The organism is Pseudonocardia pini, from assembly GCF_013870575.1.
Lineage (GTDB): Bacteria > Actinomycetota > Actinomycetes > Mycobacteriales > Pseudonocardiaceae > Pseudonocardia > Pseudonocardia pini.
This window is the reverse complement of record NZ_JACBXB010000030.1, coordinates 1-17,729: the sequence shown is the minus strand read 5'-3', so window position 1 is coordinate 17,729 and position 17,729 is coordinate 1. Positions and strand designations below refer to the sequence as shown.

Sequence of the window (17,729 nt, the reverse complement as noted above, 5' to 3'; positions counted from 1 at the left end):
AGCTCCGCGGCGCGCACCGCGTACCCGTCCATCGCGGAGTTGTCGAAGGGCGGCAGCGCGATCGCGGCGAGCACGGGCTCGGCGAGCACCTTGCCGCGGGCCTCGGTCAGCGACAGCTCCACGACCTCGGTCGCGGGCACGAGCGCGGCGACGACTGCCCGGTGTTCCTCGACACTGCGCATGCTCACGCCGGCCATCCTGCCCCAGCGCGCTCGGTTGCACTCGCCTACCCCGAGTGCTAAAAACGGCATTGGCACTCGCCTGTGGTGAGTGCCAGGTCGAGCCGGTGAGATCGGCGCAGGGTTGCCGGTCGTCCGTCGCGGGCGCCGAGCTCGAACCACGAGTCATCCCAATCGGAGGACCACACCCCCATGGCGAAGCAGATCGCTTTCGACGAGGAGGCGCGCCGCGGGCTCGAGCGCGGCATGAACACCCTCGCCGACGCTGTCAAGGTGACGCTCGGCCCGCGTGGCCGCAACGTCGTCCTGGAGAAGAAGTGGGGCGCGCCCACCATCACGAACGATGGTGTGTCGATCGCCAAGGAGATCGAGCTCGAGGACCCCTGGGAGAAGATCGGGGCCGAGCTCGTCAAGGAAGTCGCCAAGAAGACGGACGACATCGCGGGTGACGGCACCACCACCGCGACCGTCCTGGCGCAGGCGCTGGTCCGTGAGGGCCTGCGCAACGTGGCCGCGGGTGCGAACCCGATGAGCCTCAAGCGCGGCATCGAGAAGGCCGTCGAGGCCGTCTCGCAGCAGCTGCTGAAGTCCGCCAAGGAGATCGAGACCAAGGAGCAGATCGCTGCCACGGCCTCCATCTCCGCCGCCGACCCGCAGATCGGCGAGCTCATCGCCGAGGCGATGGACAAGGTCGGCAAGGAGGGCGTGATCACGGTCGAGGAGAGCCAGACCTTCGGTCTGGAGCTCGAGCTGACCGAGGGCATGCGCTTCGACAAGGGCTACATCTCCCCGTACTTCGTGACCGACGCGGAGCGCATGGAGGTCGAGCTCGAGGACCCGTACATCCTCCTCGTCTCGTCGAAGATCTCGACCGTCAAGGACCTGCTCCCGCTGCTGGAGAAGGTCATGCAGTCGGGCAAGCCGCTGGCGATCATCGCCGAGGACGTCGAGGGCGAGGCCCTGGCCACGCTCGTCGTCAACAAGATCCGGGGCACCTTCAAGTCCGTCGCCATCAAGGCGCCGGGCTTCGGTGACCGCCGCGAGGCCATGCTCACCGACATGGGCATCCTCACCGGTGGCGAGGTCATCTCGGAGAAGGTCGGCCTCAAGCTGGACACCGCCGACCTGTCGCTGCTGGGCTCGGCCCGCAAGGTCGTCGTGACCAAGGACGAGACCACCATCGTCGACGGCTCGGGCGACGCGGACCAGATCGCCGGTCGCGTCAACCAGATCCGCGCCGAGATCGAGCGCACGGACTCGGACTACGACCGCGAGAAGCTGCAGGAGCGCCTGGCCAAGCTGGCAGGCGGTGTCGCGGTCATCAAGGCGGGCGCGGCCACCGAGGTCGAGCTCAAGGAGCGCAAGCACCGCATCGAGGACGCCGTTCGCAACGCGAAGGCGGCCGTCGAGGAGGGCATCGTCGCCGGTGGCGGCGTCGCGCTCATCCAGGCCGGTGCGGGCCTGTTCGAGGGCCTCGGCCTGGACGGCGACGAGGCGACCGGGGCGAACATCGTCAAGGTCGCACTCGAGGCGCCGCTCAAGCAGATCGCCGTCAACGCCGGCCTCGAGGGCGGCGTCGTCGCGGAGAAGGTGCGCAACCTCCCCGCGGGCGAGGGCCTCGACGCGGCCACCGGTGAGTACAAGGACCTGGTCAAGGCCGGCATCATCGACCCGGCCAAGGTCACCCGCTCGGCGCTGCAGAACGCGGCCTCGATCGCGGCCCTGTTCCTCACCACCGAGGCGGTCATCGCCGACAAGCCGGAGAAGAACGCCGCTCCGGCCGGCGACCCGACCGGCGGCATGGGCGGCATGGACTTCTGATCCACGCCTCCTAGCACTGCCTGAGAGGGGCGGTGGGCTTCGGCCCGCCGCCCCTTTCGCCGTCTGCCCTCGGGGCCGTGCGCCTGCTGATCGCCGCGGTCTCGCTGGTGGCGGTGTTCGCGCTGGTCCTGGTGGTGGCCGGCGACGGGGACGTCCGGTACGTGACCCGGGCCCTCACCCACGGGGACCCGGACACCCTCGCGATCGCGCGGGCCCTGCAAGCTAGTTCAGGGTGAGGACGTAGACGGTCCAGGCCGCGACCATCGCCGTCGGGACCAGGGCGAGAAGGACCGGCCACACGCGCCGCGCGCGGCCCGTCGCGAACCAGAACCCGAGCGGCCAGCCGATCGCGAGCACCGCGAGGAACACCCCGAACACCACACCGGCCGCACTGTTCAGCCCGAGCCCGAACGCCAGGGCCATCAGCGCGAAGAAGGCGGGCCACAGGGCGGCGAGGATCGTCGTGACCAGTCCGACGACGCGGGTGGCCAGGACGCCCCCCGGCTGCGGAGCCCGGCTCGTCGGGAAGGTCAGGTAGGGCTGCGCCCGGGCGTACTCCGGCGTCCGCTGGTCGGGGATCGCGGGGAACTGCAGCCCCGGCAGCCCCGTCCAGGGGTCACCCGGTCCGGGGAACGGGGTGGCGAGGCCGGCGGGGAGGTCGAACCGCGCCGCGGCGGGCTCGTGGTGCGGTGTCGTGGTCATGGCTCCACGGTAGGAACCCGCAGCTCAGGGCACAGTGGTGCTGCCACCACCGCGGCCAGGGGCCAGCATGCGAACCCATGACCCACCGCTCGGGAGCGGAGCAGTCGACGACCGACCGGGGCGCTTGACGATCGCGGGTCAGGGGTGGGCGGCGCGGACGCGATCGGCCCGGTCGCGGAGGGCGGCGACCAGCTCGGGCGGATCGAGGGCCGCGGCGGACGGGGCGAGCGACCACACCACCCGCTCGGCGTGCCGGACGTCGCCGAAGGCCGCGTCGACGACCACCCAGCCCTCCACCGCGTCGGGCTCGACGGATGTGACGGTCCCGGCGGTGCGGACCAGCTCCTCGCGGCGTTCCTCGCGCACCCGGATCCGGGCGGGCGTCCCGGGCATGCGCTCGCGGAACTGCGCGCGCCGCCGCAGCCAGAGCTCCTCGAGGTCGACGCCCGACGGGCGGTCCGCGGGCTCCGCGAGCTCCTCCGTCTCCTCGATGCGCGAGACGCGGTAGGTGCGGTCCTCGCCGCCGTCGAGCGCGAGGAGGTACCACTGGCCCGCGGCCTCGACGAGCCCGAGCGGGTCCACCGTCCGCCACCGCGACTCCGACCGCTGGGACCCGTAGAGGATCCGCAGCCGGTGCCCGGCGAACACCGCCCGCTGGACCGCGGCGAGCTTGCCGAGGCCGGGGTCGGCCGCGTCGCGCAGCCAGCCGCCCCGTCGGACGAGCACGCGCTCGGCGGCGTCGGTGGCTGCGTCGCGCGAGGTCTCCGGCATCGCGGCGACCACTTTCCGGATCGCCGACGAGAACGCCACACCCAGCCCCAGGGCGTCGGACGTGGTTCGGGCGGGTGAGGTCAGCAGGGCCACCGCCTCGTCGGGGGTGAGCCCGGTCAGGTCCGTGGAGAAGCCCGGGAGCAGCGCGAACCCGCCGGTCCGGCCGCGCTCGGCGTACACCGGGATGCCGGCCGTGGACAGTGCCTCGACGTCGCGGAGCACCGTCCGGGTCGACACCTCGAGCTCCTGGGCGAGCGCGGCGGCCGTCATCAGTCCGCGGTGGCGCAGCAGGAGGACGAGGGAGAGCAACCGGTCGGCGCGCACGGATCGCAGAATGCCAGAAATACATGACACAAGGTGTCGTGTTTGAGGGTCAGGCTGCTCCCATGACCACCACCGAGATCGACCCCCGCACCCTCTACACCGACGCCCTCGACTGGGCCGCCGGCCTCGTCGCCGGGGTCCGCGCGGACCAGCTCCACGACCCGACCCCCTGCACCGAGCTCGACGTCGAGGGGCTGCTCCGCCACCTCGTCGCGACCGTCGACAAGTTCCGGGCGGTCGGTGCGGGCGACTCCCCGCTGACCAAGCCCTTCCAGGTCGACCCGGTCGCGGACTGGCCCGCCGCCCTCACCGAGGCACGCGAGCGCATGTGGACCGTCTGGTCCGACGACGCCGTGCTCGACACCGAGGTCACCGTCCCGTGGGGGTCCGTGCCCGGCCGGGCGGCGGTCTGGGGCTACGTCAACGAGACGCTCGTGCACGGCTGGGACCTCGCCGTCGCGACCGGGCAGCCCGCCGAGGCACCGGCCGAGCTGGTCCTCCCGGTGCTGGCGGCGGCGCGCGCGATGATCCCCGGTGGCGAGCGCGAGGGCTTCCCCTTCGACCCCCCGGTCGACCCCGCGGCCACCGCGGGCCCGACCGAGCAGCTGGCCAACTGGTCCGGCCGCCGCAGCTGACCTGCCGGATGTCCGACTCGCGCGCCGTGGTGTCCGACTCGCGCGTCTGAAGTGGGGGACTCGCGGTTCCCTTCCGCGAGTCCCCCACTCTCGACGCGCGAGTCCCCCACTTTCGACGCGCGAGTCGGACAGGTCAGGGCTGCTGGTGCGGGGCCTTGTAGTCCGCGGCGTCGGGGGCGGTGAACAGCGGTGCCACCTCCGTGAGGCCGCCCTCCGCCGCCTGGTCCACCTTCGCGATGTACACGCCGCGGGTCGGGGGTGCGCCCGGGCTGCTGTAGTCCAGCGGCGCGACCAGGTCGTCCGTGCTCACCGACGTCAGCGACTTCAGCGCCGACTGCACGCCCGCCCGCGTGAGGTCACCGTTCTCGCAGGCCTTCTGCAGCACCGACTGCCACACCAGGCTCTCCACGTACCCGGCCTGCACGCCCGCGTTGGCGGGCCGGCCCGGGTAGGTCGCCTTGTACTCGGCCGCGACCTCCGCGGCCTTCGGCGTCTTCGACGAGAACGGCGCACTCGACGCCGCCACGTACAGCCGGTCCAGCGACGCGGCGGCCGGGCTGGACAGCAGCGCCGGGTCGAAGGTCGGGTTGTTGCCCAGCACGGGGACGTTGAGCCCGAGCGCGGCGTTGTTCGCCATCGCCGACGCCGTCTGGCCCGGGGTCGTGGTCAGCACGATCGCCTTGACCCCCGCGCCCTTGAGCCCGGTGACGATGTTGGCCAGGTCGTTGTCCGTCGAGGTGATCTTCGCTTCCTGGACGGTCAGGTTGTGCTTCTCGGCGTAGTACTTCGAGCCGCGCAGCCCGTTGCCGCCGTACTCGCCGTCGATGTAGATGTGGCCGATCGTGTCGCCGTCGGCGATGAAGCCCTGCTGCTGGAAGTACGAGAGGCCGTCGATGATCTCGACGTCGTAGGTGGTCCCGATCATCATCACGTTCGGGTTGTTGAGCACCTCCGACGACCAGGAGGCGGGCGCGGTGAGCACGTTGTCGTCGACCAGGTTCTGCTTGAGCGCGGCGAGGACCGGGGAGCCGACGAGCTGGGTGATGCCGAGGATCTTCGGCTCCAGCTGCGGGTAGAGGGTCTTCGCGGTGTCGGCCTTGTACCCGTGGTCGACGATCTCGAGCGCCAGCTGCCGCCCGCAGATCCCGCCCGCGGCGTTGATGTCCTTGACCCACAGCTCGTTGCCGCCGGTCAGGGCGTCGCCCAGGTTCTTGAACACGCCCGTGCGGTCGGTCATCACACCCAGTGTGATCGTGCTGTCGGTGACGCCCTTGTCGGTCTTCACCCCACCCGCACCGCTGGTCCCGGAGGACCCGGTGTCGGCCGTGCTGCCGCAGGCGGCGAGCAGGAGCGCCGACGCCCCTACGAGGGCCGCGCGGCCCCACCTTGTGATCATCGTCGATCTCCTTGTCGGGAGGTGAGCCTGCGGCCGATCGCCGCCAGCCCGCCGGGTTCGAACAACACGACCAGCACGATCGCGGCGCCGTAGACGAACGCACTGACCAGGACGGGGGAGAGCCCGCCCGCACCCGCGGAGGCGAACCACCCGAACTCGGTGGCACCCAGGGTGAGCAACTGCGGCAGGCCGTTGACCACGACCGCCCCGGCGACGGCGCCGGGGATCGAGCCGAGCCCGCCGATCAGCACCATCGCCAGGTAGCCGATGGCCACGGTGATCGAGTAGGTGCCGATGAACTCGTTCTCGTCGGGTTTGACGAGGTCCAGCCAGAGGGCGGTCAGCACCCCGGCCATCCCCGCGAAGGCGGACGACACGGTGAACGCCTGGGCCTTCGACCACCACACGCGCACGCCCATCGCGGTCGCCGCGGCCTCGTTGTCCCGCACGGCCCGCCAGGCCCGGCCGACCCGGCTGCGCACGGCGCCGCGGGCCAGCAGGTAGGACCCGATGGCGATGACGAGGAACAGGTACCAGAGCCGCTGCTGCTTCTGGATCGCGACGCCCATGATGGTCGGTGCGGGCTCGGTGTTGGCGAAGCGGAAGCCGAACACCTCGAAGGTCGGCGGCGGACGCCCCGACGAGGTCCCCCCGGACAGCATGTCCAGCGACTGCCCCAGGTAGAGACCCAGGAAGACCAGCGACAGGGACGCGACGCCGAGGTAGATGCCGCGCAGCCGCCCGGACACCGGGGCGAACGCGAGGCCGACCAGTGCGCAGATCGCGACCGCCCCGATCATCGCGACCAGCGGCGGCAGGCCGAGCCCGACGAGGTCGCCGGACTCGCCGGCGTCGCCCGCCAGGACCGCGTAGCTCACCGCGCCGACCAGCAGGAAGAACGGGTGGGCCAGGGACAGCTGGCCCGCCTGGCCGACCAGCAGCGTGAGCCCGACGGCGCCGACCACCCCGATCAGCACGTACTGGCCCGCCTTGAGGTAGGCCACCTCCGTGCCCGTGATCACCGGGAAGAACACCAGGACGACGAGCAGGGCCGCGACCCCGGCGATCTTCGCCCAGTTCCGCCGCTTCCGGGCGGGCTCGACGGGGACGGGGGTCTCCACGAGCGTGTCAGACACGACTGAGCTCCCTCGTCCCGAACAGCCCGCTGGGCCAGATCACGAGGATCACCAGCATCACCAGGAAGACCGCGCTCTTGGAGAACTCGAACGAGATGTACTGGGCGGACAGCGCCTCGGTGAGCCCCACGATCAGCCCGCCGACGACCGCCCCGACCGTCGAGTCCAGCCCGCCGAGGATCGCGGCGGGGAAGGCGATCAACGCGATCGCGTGGGTGCCCCGACCGAGGCCGGCGCCGGAGAAGTCCTGGGTCGCCATGAACAGCACGGCGACGCCCGCCAGTGCGCCCGCGAGCAGCCAGGCCGTCGCGGTGACCCGCGAGCTGCGGATCCCCATCAGCGCCGCCGCCTCCTTGTTCTCCGCCTGCGCCCGCATCGCGACGCCCCAGGTCGAGAACCGGAAGGCCAGGAAGAACGCGGTGATCAGCACGATCCCGACGATCAGTGCGACCAGCTGGGTGCGGAACACCGTCAGGCCCGCGAACTGGAGCGGCAGGGCGTCGTACGGGTCGCCGACGAACGGGATGTCCGCGCCGAGCCTGCGGACGATCTCCTCGGTCACGATCACGTCGACGCCGATCGTGAGCAGCGCCAGGCTGTTGACGTCGGCGTTGCGCGCGTTGGTGATCAGCAGCCGTTCGATCAGCAGGGCGGCCACGGCCGCGGACACGATCCCGAGCGCGGCCGCCCCGGCCCAGCCCAGCGCGTCCTTGGTGGCGTAGACGAAGTAGCCGCCGATCAGCACCAGCGAGCCGTGCGCGAAGTTCACCACCTCGGTGGCCTTGAAGATGATGACGAAGCCGAGCGCCAGCAGCGCGTACACGGCGCCCTTGCCCAGCCCGTTCAGCACCAGTTGCAGGAACGTGTTCACTCCGCCTCCGCTCCCAGGTAGGCCCGGATGACCTCGGGGTCGGACTGCACCTGGGCGGGCGGTCCGTCGGCGATCAGCCGGCCGAAGTCGAGAACGCTCACCCGGTCCGCGATCCCCATCACCAACCCCATGTCGTGCTCCACCAGCAGCACCGAGATGCCGAGCGCGTCCCGCAGGTCGCGGATCGTCACCCCCATCTCGGCGGTCTCGGTCGCGTTCAGGCCCGCGGCGGGCTCGTCGAGCAGCAGGATCGTCGGTTCGACGGCCAGGGCGCGGGCGATGTCGACCCGCTTGGCGTCGCCGTAGGGCAGGGCCGCCACCGGCACGTCGAGCCGGTCCGCGACCCCGAGGAAGTCGCAGATCTCCTCGACCCGTGCGACGTGCCTGCGCTCGGTCCGCACGGTCCGCGGCAGCCGCAGCCCGCCCGTGACGAACCCGCCCTTGGTCAGCACGTGCCTGCCGAGCATCACGTTGTCCCGCACCGTGCTGTGCGGGGAGAGCGCGATGTTCTGGAAGGACCGTCCGACGCCGAGGGCAGCCAGCTTGTGCGGCGCGGTTCCGGTGAGGTCCAGGTCGCCGAGGCGGACCCGGCCCGCGGTCGGGGTGTAGAGCCCGCTGATCACGTTGAAGCAGCTGGACTTGCCCGCGCCGTTCGGGCCGATCAGGGCGTGCACGGTGCCCGGCTCCACGGTGAACGACACCTCGGACAGCGCCGTGATCCCGCCGAACCGCAGCGTGACGTCGTCGACCGCGAGGGCCGAGACGTCGGACCGGACGTCCGCGGGCGCGCTCATCCGGCCCACCTCGAGAGCGTCCGGCCCGCGCGGTGCGCCCGGGCCTCCTCCTGCTCCGCCTCGGCCTGTTCGGCGGACTCGGCGTGGCCGCCCAGGTAGAGGCGCTGGACGTCGTCGCTCGCGGCCAGCTCGGCCGCCGTCCCGGTCAGGGCGATCCGCCCGACCTCCAGGACCGCGGCGGTGTCCGCGACGTCGAGGGCCATCGTGGCGTTCTGCTCGACCAGCACCACCCCGGTGCCCTGCGAGTGGATCTCACCGACGATCCGCGCGATCCGGCCGACCATCTGCGGGGCCAGGCCGAGCGACGGCTCGTCGAGCAGCAGGAGCTCGGGTCCGCTCATCAGCGCCCGGCCGATCGCGAGCATCTGCTGCTCGCCGCCGGACAACAGCCCCGCACGCTGCGACGACCGTTCGCCCAGCACCGGGAACAGCTCGGCCACCCGTTCCCGGGCCTGTGCGCGGACCGCGGCCGACCGGGCCCCGAGGCCGCCGGCGCGGAGGTTCTCCTCCACGGTCATGCGGGCGAAGACCTGTCTGCCCTCCGGGACGGCGACGATCCCGCGGCGCACGATCTGGGCGGGATCGAGCCGGTCCACACGCTCGTCGCGGAACCAGACCTCCCCCGCGGCCACCGCGCCGCCGTGCAGCCGCAGGGTCCCGGACACCGCTCTGAGCAGCGTGGACTTGCCCGCCCCGTTCCCTCCGAGCACGGCGAGCACGCTGTCCGCGCCGACCTCCAGGTCGACGCCCTCCAGGGCCCGCACGGACCTGCCGTATCGGACATCCAGCCCACGAACGCTCAGCACGCGCACATCGTGGTGCGGCTCACACCTGCCCCACACCCCCACGTGGAGACCCTGTGCCCGCACGGCTCACAACAATCCGGCCTCGCTCGCCTTCCCGATCGCCTCGACCCGGTTGCGGGCGCCGAGCTTGTGCAGCGCGGACTGCAGGTACGTCTTCACGGTGTTCCTGGTCAGACCCGTGAACTCGGCGATCTCGGGATTGGTGCGGCCCTGGGCGGCGAGCCGCAGCACCTCGTACTCGCGGCGGGTCAGACCGCTGCGTTCCAGCGCCGACGCCGTGGCCTCGCCCGCCGGGAGCATCCGGGAGTCGACCACCCGCTCGCCCCGCAGCACGGCTCGCAGGGCGGCGACCAGGTCGGTCGCGGCCGCGTCCTTGACGAGGCAGCCGTGGGCGCCCGCGTCGAGCGCGGCCTGGATGCCGTGATGGTCGCCGTGCGCGGTGAACACGACCACCCGCGCGGCCGGGCAGACGTCCCGCAGGCCTGCGACGACCTCGGGCGCGAGCATGTCCGGCAGCCGCAGGTCGAGCAGCACGAGATCGGGACGCAGGCCCGCGGCCCGCTCCAGCGCCGTCCGGCCGGACTCCGCGGCACCCACCACGACCAGCGACGGATCGCCCCGCAGCAGCAGGGCCACGCCGTCGCGGACGACGGGATGGTCGTCGACGACCATCACCCGCGCCGCGCTCATCCGATACCCGTTCCCGTGCTCACGGGCCCGCCGGGAGGACGAGCCGTAGCGTGCACCCGTCCTCGTCCTGGACGAGCCGGACGGTGCCGCCCAGCAGCGCCGCGCGGTCCGCGAGCATCCGCACGCCCAGCCCGGACCCGGCGCCCGCGGGCGTCTCGCCCGTACCGTCGTCCGCCACGGTGAGCTGGACCCCGCCGGACTCCTCCGGCGCCAGGCTGACGATCACGGTGCCCGCCCCGGCGTGCTTCTCCGCGTTGACCAGGCCCTCCCGCGCGACGGCGACGAGGATCGCGGTGCGCTCGGCGTCGAGCGGGGCGACCGGGCCGAGCTGGACGAACCGGCAGCTCACCCCGGTGCGCGCCGCGAAGCTGCGGCAGTGCTCGGCCAGCTCCACCGGCAGCGCCCGCTCGGGCGAGCTGTCGGACAACGCCAACAGGGCCTCCCGCAGCGCGCGGGAGGCCTCGGACACGTCGGACTCGATGCGGGTGAGCCGGGCGGCCAGCAGGGGGTTGTCGGTGCGCTGGTCACCGAGCCGAGGAAGCCGGTCTCCCGCGGTCGTCAGGAGACGTTCCCGGTCGATATCGTCGACTCGGAGAGAATCGCCGACCAGGTACGACGGCTCGCCGCGGAGCTGTCGGCGGAGGTGCTCGCCGCAGGCGAGACGGTGGCCGAGGTCGGGGTCACGGTGCGCACCGCCACCTTCTGGGAGCGCACGCGGACCCGCCGCATCACCCCACCGACGAGCGACCCCGCCGTCGTCGAGCAGGCTGCTCTGGTCGCGCTCGGCCGCTTCGAGATCCGCAAGCCGGTCCGGCTCCTGGGTGTCCGCCTCGTCTTCGGCCCATGATCGCCACCTCCGACCCTCCCGCGCCGTATGCGGCCCCGATCGGTCACGAACGGCGATCAGCGGCGGCGCGGGGTTAGGTTCGGCCCATGGCGTCCCGCACCGAGCCTCCGTTCCGCGCCGACCACGTCGGCTCCCTCCTGCGCCCCAAGGCCCTCCTCGACGCCCGCGCGCAGCACGCCGCAGGCTCGCCCGAGCTGCGGGCGGCGGAGGACGAGGCGATCCGCGACGTCGTCGCCATGCAGGAGGAGCTCGGCCTGCGGTCGGCCACCGACGGCGAGTTCCGCCGCACCTCGTGGCACATGGACTTCATCTACGGGCTCGGGGGCGTCACGAAGACGGACGAGCAGATCCGCGTCCGCATGGTCAACGCCGCGGGCGAGAACGCCTTCACCAGTGCGGGCCTGGCGATCACCGACCGAGTCCGGCTCCGCGCACCGATCTTCGGCGAGGCTTTCGCCTTCCTCGCCGACCAGGTCACGACGGCGGTGCCGAAGCTGACCATCCCGAGCCCGAGCATGGTCCACTACCGCGGCGGCACGGCGGCGATCGACCAGGGCGTGTACCCGGACGTCGAGCAGTTCTGGACCGACCTCTCGGCCGCCTACGCCGCGGAGGTCGCCGCGATGTACGAGCTCGGCTGCCGCTACCTGCAGCTCGACGACACCAGCCTCGCCTACCTCAACGACCCCAACGAGCGCGCCGCGCACCAGGATGCGGACCACGGCCGCTACATCCGGCAGATCAACGCCGCCATCGCCGACCGCCCGGCGGACATGCACGTCACCACGCACATGTGCCGGGGCAACTACCGCTCCAGCTGGGCCGCCGAGGGCGGCTACGAGTACGTGGCCGAGGCGCTGTTCGGTGAGCTCGCCGTGGACGGCTTCTTCTGCGAGTTCGACGACGAGCGCTCCGGCGGCTTCGCCCCCCTCCGCTTCGTGCCGCCGGGCAAGCAGGTGGTGCTGGGCCTCGTCACCACGAAGAACGGCAGGCTCGAGTCCGCCGACGCACTCAAGCGCCGGATCGACGAGGCCGCCCGGTACGTCCCGCTGGACCAGCTGTGCCTCTCCCCGCAGTGCGGCTTCTCGTCCACCGTGGAGGGCAACGCGCTGACCGTCGAGGAGGAGAAGGCGAAGCTCAGGCTCGTCGTGCAGGTCGCCGAGGAGGTGTGGGGCCGGCCTTGACCTCGGAAGATCATCAGGCCCTCACTCAGGAATGATCATGACAAATCCTGCCTGAGGGCCTGTTGATCGGCGAGGGGGCGGCGGGATACTCCGGCCCATGGCCTATGACGAGGGTCTCGCTGCACGCATCCGCGATCTCGTGGGGCCGGCCGCGACCGAGAAGCGGATGTTCGGCGGGCTCGCCTTCCTGATCGGCGGGCACATGGCGCTCGCGGCCAGCGGGCGGGGCGGGCTGATGGTGCGGGTCGACCCGGCGCGCAGCCCGGAGCTGCTGGAGCGCCCGGGTGCGACGCGGATGGTGATGGGCGGCCGCGAGATGGACGGCTGGCTGCGCGTCTCCGGCTCCCCGGAGATCGACGAGGTCGACGATCTGGCGGACTGGGTGGCCGAGGGCGTCGGCTTCGTGGCGACCCTGCCGCCGAAGTGACCGGCCCCGCGGGCTGGGGCGAGCCGCTCTACGAGCGCGTGCTCGCCGGTGTGCCGGAGGGCTCCACCGTGCTCGACGTCGGGTGCGGACCGGGCGTCTTCGCCGCCTTCGCGCTGGGCAGGGGTCTGCAGGTCACGGGCCTCGACGCGGACCGCTCCGCGTTGGCGGTCGCCGAGAAGACCGCGCTCGGAGCACGTTTCGTGCTCGGGGACGCCCATCAGCTCGACGGCGAGTACGACCTCGTCGCGCTGGTCCAGGTCCTCGCCCACGTCACGAACCCGCTGCAGGTGCTCAAGGAGGCGGCCCGCGTAGGCGGCCTCGTCCGGGCGACGGCCTGGGGTCGGGAGGAGGAGTCCGACCTGCGGCTCTTCGGCGAGGCGCTCGCCCCCTTCCTGCCGCCTCGTCCCGAGCGGCGCCGCCCCGCGGGCCCGCCGCCGCTGACCGACCCGGAGCGGTTCCGGCAGCTCGCGGACCTGGCCGGACTCGAGGTCGTCGCGCTGGACGAGGTCACGAGTCCGTTCGACTACGAGGACGACGACGCCCTGATCGGCCCCCTGTTGCAGTCCGACCTCGGGCGGTACGCGGCCAACCGGGCGGGACCGACCGCGGTGCGCGCGGCGGTGCTGGAGACCTTCGCGCCGCGCAGGCACGGCGAGGGCTACCGGCTCCAGAACCTCTTCCGCGTCCTCGACGCCCGCCCCGCCGCGTAACGAGCGGCACGCCGAACCGCGTTGACGGGCGGCCGACCGCTCCGTAGCTTGAGTTCGTGAAGAAAACCCAGGGTCTGACGGTCGCGGCGGTCGCCCTCGCCCCGTTCGTGGTCTTCGCGGCCTTCCCGCTGCCGATCGTGGCGCTGCCCGCGATCGGCGCGGACCTGGGCGTCGGGCTCGCGGAGCTGAACCTGCTGGTCAGCGGCTATGCGCTGGGGCTCGGCGCGTTCCTGCTCACCGGCGGTGCCCTCGCGGACCGGTTCGGCGCCGCCCGGGTCTGGATCGGCGCCATGGCGGTGTTCGCGGTGTTCTCCGCGGCGTGCGCGTTGGCCACGACCGTGCCGCTGCTGGTCGGCGCACGGATCGCGCAGGGGGCTGCGGGGGCGGCGCTGATGGCGTCGTCGTTGAGCCTGGTGGTGCAGGGTCTGGAGCCCCGGAGTCCGCGTACGCCGGGCTGGTCGAGCAGGTGAGGGCCATGGCGCAGAACTCGGACCGGCTGCGCAACGAGACCCGCCAGCTCGTCACGGCGCTGCGCGCACCGCAGGTCCGCGGCCGCTGGGGCGAGCTGCAGCTGGAGCGGATCGTGCAGCTCGCGGGCATGGTCGAGCACTGCGACTTCTCCACCCAGGTCGTCGGCACCGGGGAGAACGGCGGGGTGCGGCCGGACATGGTCGTGCACCTGTCCGGGGGCAAGCAGGTCGTGGTGGACGCGAAGGTCCCGTTCGCGGCGTACCTGGAGGCCGTCGAGACCGAGGACCCGACCGTCCACACCCAACGTCTCGCCGCGCACGCCCGGCAGCTCCGGACCCATGTGGACCAGCTGTCCGCCAAGGCCTACTGGCAGTCGTTCGAGCCCACGCCCGAGTTCGTGGTGCTGTTCGTGCCGGGCGACCCGTTCCTGGAGGCGGCCCTGCGGGCGGACCCCGCGCTGCTCGAGCACGCGTTCGGGCAGAACATCGTGATCGCCACGCCCACCACCCTGATCGCGCTGCTGCGCACCGTCGCCTACGGCTGGCGGCAGGAGGCTCTGGCGCACAACGCCGCGCAGGTCCACCAGCTCGGCCGCGAGCTGCACGGGCGGCTGGCCACCATGGGCACGCACGTCGCCAAGCTCGGCCGCAGTCTCGACGGGGCGGTGGAGAGCTACAACCGCACGGTGTCCTCGCTGGAGGCCCGCGTGCTCGTCACCGCGCGGCGGCTCACCGAGCTGAAGGTGAGCGACGAGGAGCTGGAGTCACCGGACCCGGTGGAGCGGGTGCCGCGCGCGGTGTCGGCGCCGGAGCTGGTCGCCTCGGCGGGTGACTCGTTGATCGCCCTCCACGAGCTGATCCCGGACGGGTCACGCACGGTCGACACGGACACCGGCGACGGGGAGGCGGACTCCGGACGGGCTACCGTGACCGGGTGACGTCCCGCGAGACCCCCACCGGCTGGCCGGTCCCCGAGCGCTCCGCGCTGGCCACGGTGCTGGGCATCCCGCCGCTCGCCGCGATCGCCCTCGCCTTCGCGCTGACGGCGCTCGGCGTGTTCGTGGACGTGCTGCGGATCGGCACCGTGGGTGTGGTCTTCAGCATCGCCTACGTGCTCGGCTGCGTCGTGGCCGCAGGCTGGGTGCGCCGCCGCAACCTGTTCGGTCCGATGGTCCAGCCGCCGCTGCTCGCCGCCGTGCTGATCCCGGTGATCGTGCTGCTGGTCGGGCGGCCGGGCCCCGGCCTCACCGAGACCGTGCTGATGATCGGTGCACCGCTGGTCAACGCGTTCCCCACGATGGCCGTGGCCACCGGGCTCAGCCTGCTGATCGGCCTGGTCAGGCTGATCGTGCAGCGGACCGGCCCGGAGGACACGCTGGCCCGCCTGGGCAGGCTCGGCGTCCGGGGCGAGCGGGAGGAGCCCGTCAGCGCGCGACGCGACTCGGGCGCAGCTCGCGGGGCAGGGCGAACGTCAAGGTCTCCTCGGCGGTCGTGACCTCCTCCACCGACTCCCAGCCACGCTCGGCCAGGTAGTCCAGCACGCCGCGGACCAGCACCTCGGGCACCGAGGCCCCGCTCGTCACGCCGACGGTCCGCACGCCGTCCAGCCAGGCCTCGTCGATCTCCCGGGCGTAGTCGATCAGGTACGAGGCCTTCGCGCCCGCCTGGAGCGCGACCTCGACCAGCCGCACCGAGTTCGACGAGTTCGGGGAGCCCACGACCAGCACCAGGTCGCACTGCGGGGCCATGGCCTTCACCGCGACCTGGCGGTTCTGGGTGGCGTAGCAGATGTCGTCGCTGGGCGGGTTCTGCAGCGTGGGGACCTGCTCGCGCAGCGCGTGGACCGTCTCCATGGTCTCGTCCACGGAGAGCGTGGTCTGGGACAGCCAGACGACCTTCGACGGGTCCCGGACGGTCACGTTCGCCGCGTCCGCCGCACTCTCGACCAGCTGGACGTTCGCGGGGGCCTCTCCCGAGGTGCCCTCGACCTCCTCGTGGCCTGCGTGGCCGACCAGGAGGATGTCGAAGTCCTCGCGGGCGAACCGCTTGACCTCCTGGTGGACCTTGGTGACCAGCGGGCAGGTCGCGTCGATCGTGGTCAGCGAACGGGCCTTGGCCTCGTCTCGGACCGCGGGCGAGACGCCGTGCGCGGAGAAGACGACGATCGCACCCTCGGGCACCTCGTCCGTCTCGTCGACGAAGACCGCGCCGCGCTCGCTCAGGGTCTCCACGACATGCTTGTTGTGCACGATCTGCTTGCGCACGTAGACGGGCGCGCCGTGCTGCTCGAGCGCCTGTTCGACCGCCTCCACGGCGCGGTCCACCCCGGCGCAGTAGCCACGGGGCTTCGCCACGAGGACGCGCTTGCCATCCGGACCGGCGGTACCACTCATGGGCTCCAGCGTACGGGCGCAGGTCCGCCGGGGCCGTCCGACGTGAGTGAACAGACCCGCCCCGGGCTGCGCCGTGCCCCCACCACGGGGGAGGATGACCTCATGAGCCCGCTCCCGATGCCGGTGCGGATCGCCGCCGGCCTGGCCGCCATCGCCGTCGAACAGGTCCGTGACCTGCCGCGGCTGGTCGTCGAGTTCCCCGTGACCGCCGTCAGCCAGGCGTTGCAGGCCTCCATGCGCGTGCAGCAGAAGGTCACCGAGCTGGCCATCAAGGGGGACCAGGCGCTCGGCGCGTTCAGCAGGCCGGAGGAGGCCCCCGCCTGGGCGACGTTCGACGACGAGGACCTCCCCGAGCCCGCCGCGTCGACCGAGGCCGTCGCGCCGGTCGAGCCGGTGACGAACGGGCACGCCAAGGTCACCCCGATCACGCCGACCACCGAGGTCGTGAGCCCGTCCCCGGCCGCGGCGATCGAGGAGGTCGCCGAGCACACCCTGGGCGCCGAGGCGGACACCCCGCCCGCGGTCCTGCCCGAGTACCCGGGCATGAACCTGCACCAGCTGCGGGGCAAGCTGCGCAAGCTGGACCTGGCGGGTCTGCAGGCGCTGTTGATCTGGGAGACCTCCCACGAGAACCGCCCGCCGTTCGTCACGATGCTGTCCAACCGCATCACGACGGTCCAGGAGGGGTGACTCCCGGCCCGTCGACCGAGGAGGAGCCCTGGCCCGTCCGCACGGTCACCCGCAAGATCTCCGAGTGGATCGACCGGCTCGGTGCGGTGTGGGTCGAGGGCCAGCTCGCGCAGGTGACCGCCCGCGCCGGGACCGGCACGGCGTTCCTGACCCTGCGCGATCCGGTCGCGAACGTGTCCTTGCAGCTCACGGCCCCAATGGGGCTCGTCGCCGAGCAGCGCGAGGTGGTGGCCGAGGGCAACCGGGTGATCGTGCACGGCAAGCCGTCCTTCTTCCCGGGACGCGGGTCGCTGTCGCTGCGGGTGGACCGGATCCGCGCGGTGGGGCTCGGCGAGCTGCTGGCTCGGATCGAGCGGCTGCGCAGGCTGCTCGCCGCGGAGGGACTGTTCGATCCCGCGCGCAAGCGGCGGCTGCCGTTCCTGCCGAACCGCATCGGGCTCGTGACGGGGCGCGCGTCGGCCGCGGAGCACGACGTCGTCACGAACGCGCAGGCCCGCTGGCCCGCGGTCGAGTTCCGGATCGAGAACACCGCCACGCAGGGCGGGCTGGCCGTGGCGCAGATCGTGGAGGCACTCGAGATCCTCGACCGGGACCCGGCCGTGGACGTGATCGTGCTGGCTCGGGGCGGCGGGAGCGTCGAGGACCTCCTGCCCTTCTCCGACGAGACCCTGTGCCGGGCCGTCGCCGCCTGCCGTACGCCGGTGGTGTCCGCGATCGGGCACGAGCCGGACACCCCCCTGGTCGACCACGTCGCGGACCTGCGCTGTTCCACCCCCACGGAGGCGGGCCGACGCCTGGTCCCGGACCTCGCGGAGGAGACCTCGCGGATCGCGGGCCTGCGTGACCGCTCGCGCCGCGCCCTGCACGGCTGGGTGGACCGCGA

At 72.5% G+C, this 17,729-nt stretch carries 21 protein-coding genes and 2 pseudogenes; 12 read left to right on the top strand and 11 right to left on the bottom strand.

From position 1 onward, the window contains the following. Positions 1–182: pseudogene (locus H5J29_RS03885) on the bottom strand (molybdopterin molybdotransferase MoeA); the annotation flags it as partial. 189 nt (positions 183–371) lie between these two features. On the opposite strand from H5J29_RS03885, the gene groL reads away from it, so the two are divergent. Beyond that, positions 372–2,000 carry a chaperonin GroEL gene (groL, locus tag H5J29_RS03880; protein WP_181779514.1) on the top strand — a complete coding sequence of 543 codons (1,629 nt, stop codon included), beginning with the start codon at positions 372–374 and terminating at the stop codon, positions 1,998–2,000. 77 nt (positions 2,001–2,077) lie between these two features. After that, a complete protein-coding gene (locus H5J29_RS03875; protein WP_181779513.1) occupies positions 2,078–2,236 on the top strand; it encodes a hypothetical protein in 159 nt (52 codons plus the stop codon). On the opposite strand, the gene H5J29_RS03870 is transcribed toward H5J29_RS03875, so the two are convergent. Both H5J29_RS03870 and H5J29_RS03865 read right to left on the bottom strand, forming a co-directional pair. Beyond that, complete coding sequence (locus tag H5J29_RS03870; protein WP_181779512.1) at positions 2,223–2,702, bottom strand: hypothetical protein; 480 nt, start codon at positions 2,700–2,702, stop codon at positions 2,223–2,225. The two genes, H5J29_RS03875 and H5J29_RS03870, sit on opposite strands and share 14 nt — an antisense overlap. 138 nt (positions 2,703–2,840) lie before the next feature. Beyond that, complete coding sequence (locus H5J29_RS03865; RefSeq protein ID WP_181779511.1) at positions 2,841–3,797, bottom strand: helix-turn-helix transcriptional regulator; 957 nt, start codon at positions 3,795–3,797, stop codon at positions 2,841–2,843. 62 nt (positions 3,798–3,859) lie between these two features. On the opposite strand from H5J29_RS03865, the gene H5J29_RS03860 reads away from it, so the two are divergent. Further along, complete coding sequence (locus H5J29_RS03860; protein ID WP_181779510.1) at positions 3,860–4,432, top strand: TIGR03086 family metal-binding protein; 573 nt, start codon at positions 3,860–3,862, stop codon at positions 4,430–4,432. A gap of 133 nt (positions 4,433–4,565) precedes the next feature. Here the strand turns inward: H5J29_RS03860 and H5J29_RS03855 are convergent, their stop codons facing one another. The 7 genes and pseudogenes from H5J29_RS03855 to H5J29_RS03825 form a co-directional block, all read right to left on the bottom strand. Next, positions 4,566–5,828, bottom strand: coding sequence for an ABC transporter substrate-binding protein (locus H5J29_RS03855; RefSeq protein ID WP_181779509.1), 1,263 nt, complete (start codon positions 5,826–5,828; stop codon positions 4,566–4,568). Next, positions 5,825–6,964: a branched-chain amino acid ABC transporter permease gene (locus H5J29_RS03850; RefSeq protein ID WP_181779508.1), complete on the bottom strand. Its 1,140-nt coding sequence runs from the start codon at positions 6,962–6,964 to the stop codon at positions 5,825–5,827. Before H5J29_RS03850 ends, H5J29_RS03855 begins: the two co-directional genes overlap by 4 nt. Next, a complete protein-coding gene (locus H5J29_RS03845) occupies positions 6,957–7,835 on the bottom strand; it encodes a branched-chain amino acid ABC transporter permease (protein WP_181779507.1) in 879 nt (292 codons plus the stop codon). The genes H5J29_RS03850 and H5J29_RS03845 overlap by 8 nt, the downstream gene beginning before the upstream one ends. Continuing rightward, positions 7,832–8,629, bottom strand: a complete 798-nt coding sequence (locus H5J29_RS03840) for an ABC transporter ATP-binding protein (protein WP_181779506.1) — start codon at positions 8,627–8,629, stop codon at positions 7,832–7,834. Before H5J29_RS03840 ends, H5J29_RS03845 begins: the two co-directional genes overlap by 4 nt. Beyond that, positions 8,626–9,345 (bottom strand): annotated as a pseudogene (locus tag H5J29_RS03835) (ABC transporter ATP-binding protein); the annotation flags it as partial. The gene H5J29_RS03840 and the pseudogene H5J29_RS03835, both read right to left, overlap by 4 nt. Before the next feature lie 156 nt (positions 9,346–9,501). Continuing rightward, positions 9,502–10,125: a response regulator gene (locus H5J29_RS03830; RefSeq protein ID WP_181779504.1), complete on the bottom strand. Its 624-nt coding sequence runs from the start codon at positions 10,123–10,125 to the stop codon at positions 9,502–9,504. Between the two features lie 19 nt (positions 10,126–10,144). After that, positions 10,145–10,594 carry a sensor histidine kinase gene (locus H5J29_RS03825; protein WP_181779515.1) on the bottom strand — a complete coding sequence of 150 codons (450 nt, stop codon included), beginning with the start codon at positions 10,592–10,594 and terminating at the stop codon, positions 10,145–10,147. Between H5J29_RS03825 and H5J29_RS03820 the strand changes: the two genes are divergently transcribed. From H5J29_RS03820 to H5J29_RS03790, 7 genes are all read left to right on the top strand, one after another. Further along, on the top strand, positions 10,502–10,972 hold the full coding sequence (locus H5J29_RS03820) for a DinB/UmuC family translesion DNA polymerase (protein ID WP_181779503.1): 471 nt from the start codon (positions 10,502–10,504) through the stop codon (positions 10,970–10,972). The genes H5J29_RS03825 and H5J29_RS03820 overlap by 93 nt on opposite strands. Before the next feature lie 86 nt (positions 10,973–11,058). After that, on the top strand, positions 11,059–12,156 hold the full coding sequence (locus H5J29_RS03815) for a 5-methyltetrahydropteroyltriglutamate--homocysteine S-methyltransferase (RefSeq protein WP_181779502.1): 1,098 nt from the start codon (positions 11,059–11,061) through the stop codon (positions 12,154–12,156). 97 nt (positions 12,157–12,253) lie between these two features. Then, on the top strand, positions 12,254–12,583 hold the full coding sequence (locus H5J29_RS03810; RefSeq protein ID WP_181779501.1) for a TfoX/Sxy family protein: 330 nt from the start codon (positions 12,254–12,256) through the stop codon (positions 12,581–12,583). Beyond that, positions 12,580–13,293: a class I SAM-dependent methyltransferase gene (locus tag H5J29_RS03805; RefSeq protein ID WP_181779500.1), complete on the top strand. Its 714-nt coding sequence runs from the start codon at positions 12,580–12,582 to the stop codon at positions 13,291–13,293. Before H5J29_RS03810 ends, H5J29_RS03805 begins: the two co-directional genes overlap by 4 nt. Before the next feature lie 56 nt (positions 13,294–13,349). Continuing rightward, complete coding sequence (locus tag H5J29_RS03800) at positions 13,350–13,763, top strand: MFS transporter (RefSeq protein ID WP_181779499.1); 414 nt, start codon at positions 13,350–13,352, stop codon at positions 13,761–13,763. Positions 13,764–13,768: 5 nt separating this feature from the next. Further along, on the top strand, positions 13,769–14,701 hold the full coding sequence (locus H5J29_RS03795; RefSeq protein ID WP_246393428.1) for a DNA recombination protein RmuC: 933 nt from the start codon (positions 13,769–13,771) through the stop codon (positions 14,699–14,701). Continuing rightward, the gene (locus H5J29_RS03790; RefSeq protein ID WP_181779498.1) at positions 14,698–15,258 is read left to right on the top strand and encodes a DUF6542 domain-containing protein; all 561 of its coding nucleotides are present in this window, start codon (positions 14,698–14,700) and stop codon (positions 15,256–15,258) included. Before H5J29_RS03795 ends, H5J29_RS03790 begins: the two co-directional genes overlap by 4 nt. Here H5J29_RS03790 and H5J29_RS03785 read toward each other — a convergent pair. Continuing rightward, positions 15,188–16,156, bottom strand: coding sequence for a 4-hydroxy-3-methylbut-2-enyl diphosphate reductase (locus H5J29_RS03785; protein ID WP_181779497.1), 969 nt, complete (start codon positions 16,154–16,156; stop codon positions 15,188–15,190). The genes H5J29_RS03790 and H5J29_RS03785 overlap by 71 nt on opposite strands. A gap of 102 nt (positions 16,157–16,258) precedes the next feature. Between H5J29_RS03785 and H5J29_RS03780 the strand changes: the two genes are divergently transcribed. Then, positions 16,259–16,846 carry a lipid droplet-associated protein gene (locus H5J29_RS03780; protein WP_181779496.1) on the top strand — a complete coding sequence of 196 codons (588 nt, stop codon included), beginning with the start codon at positions 16,259–16,261 and terminating at the stop codon, positions 16,844–16,846. Further along, on the top strand, positions 16,843–17,729 hold an 887-nt coding region (gene xseA / locus H5J29_RS03775; protein ID WP_181779495.1), incomplete at its 3' end, for an exodeoxyribonuclease VII large subunit. The genes H5J29_RS03780 and xseA, both read left to right, overlap by 4 nt.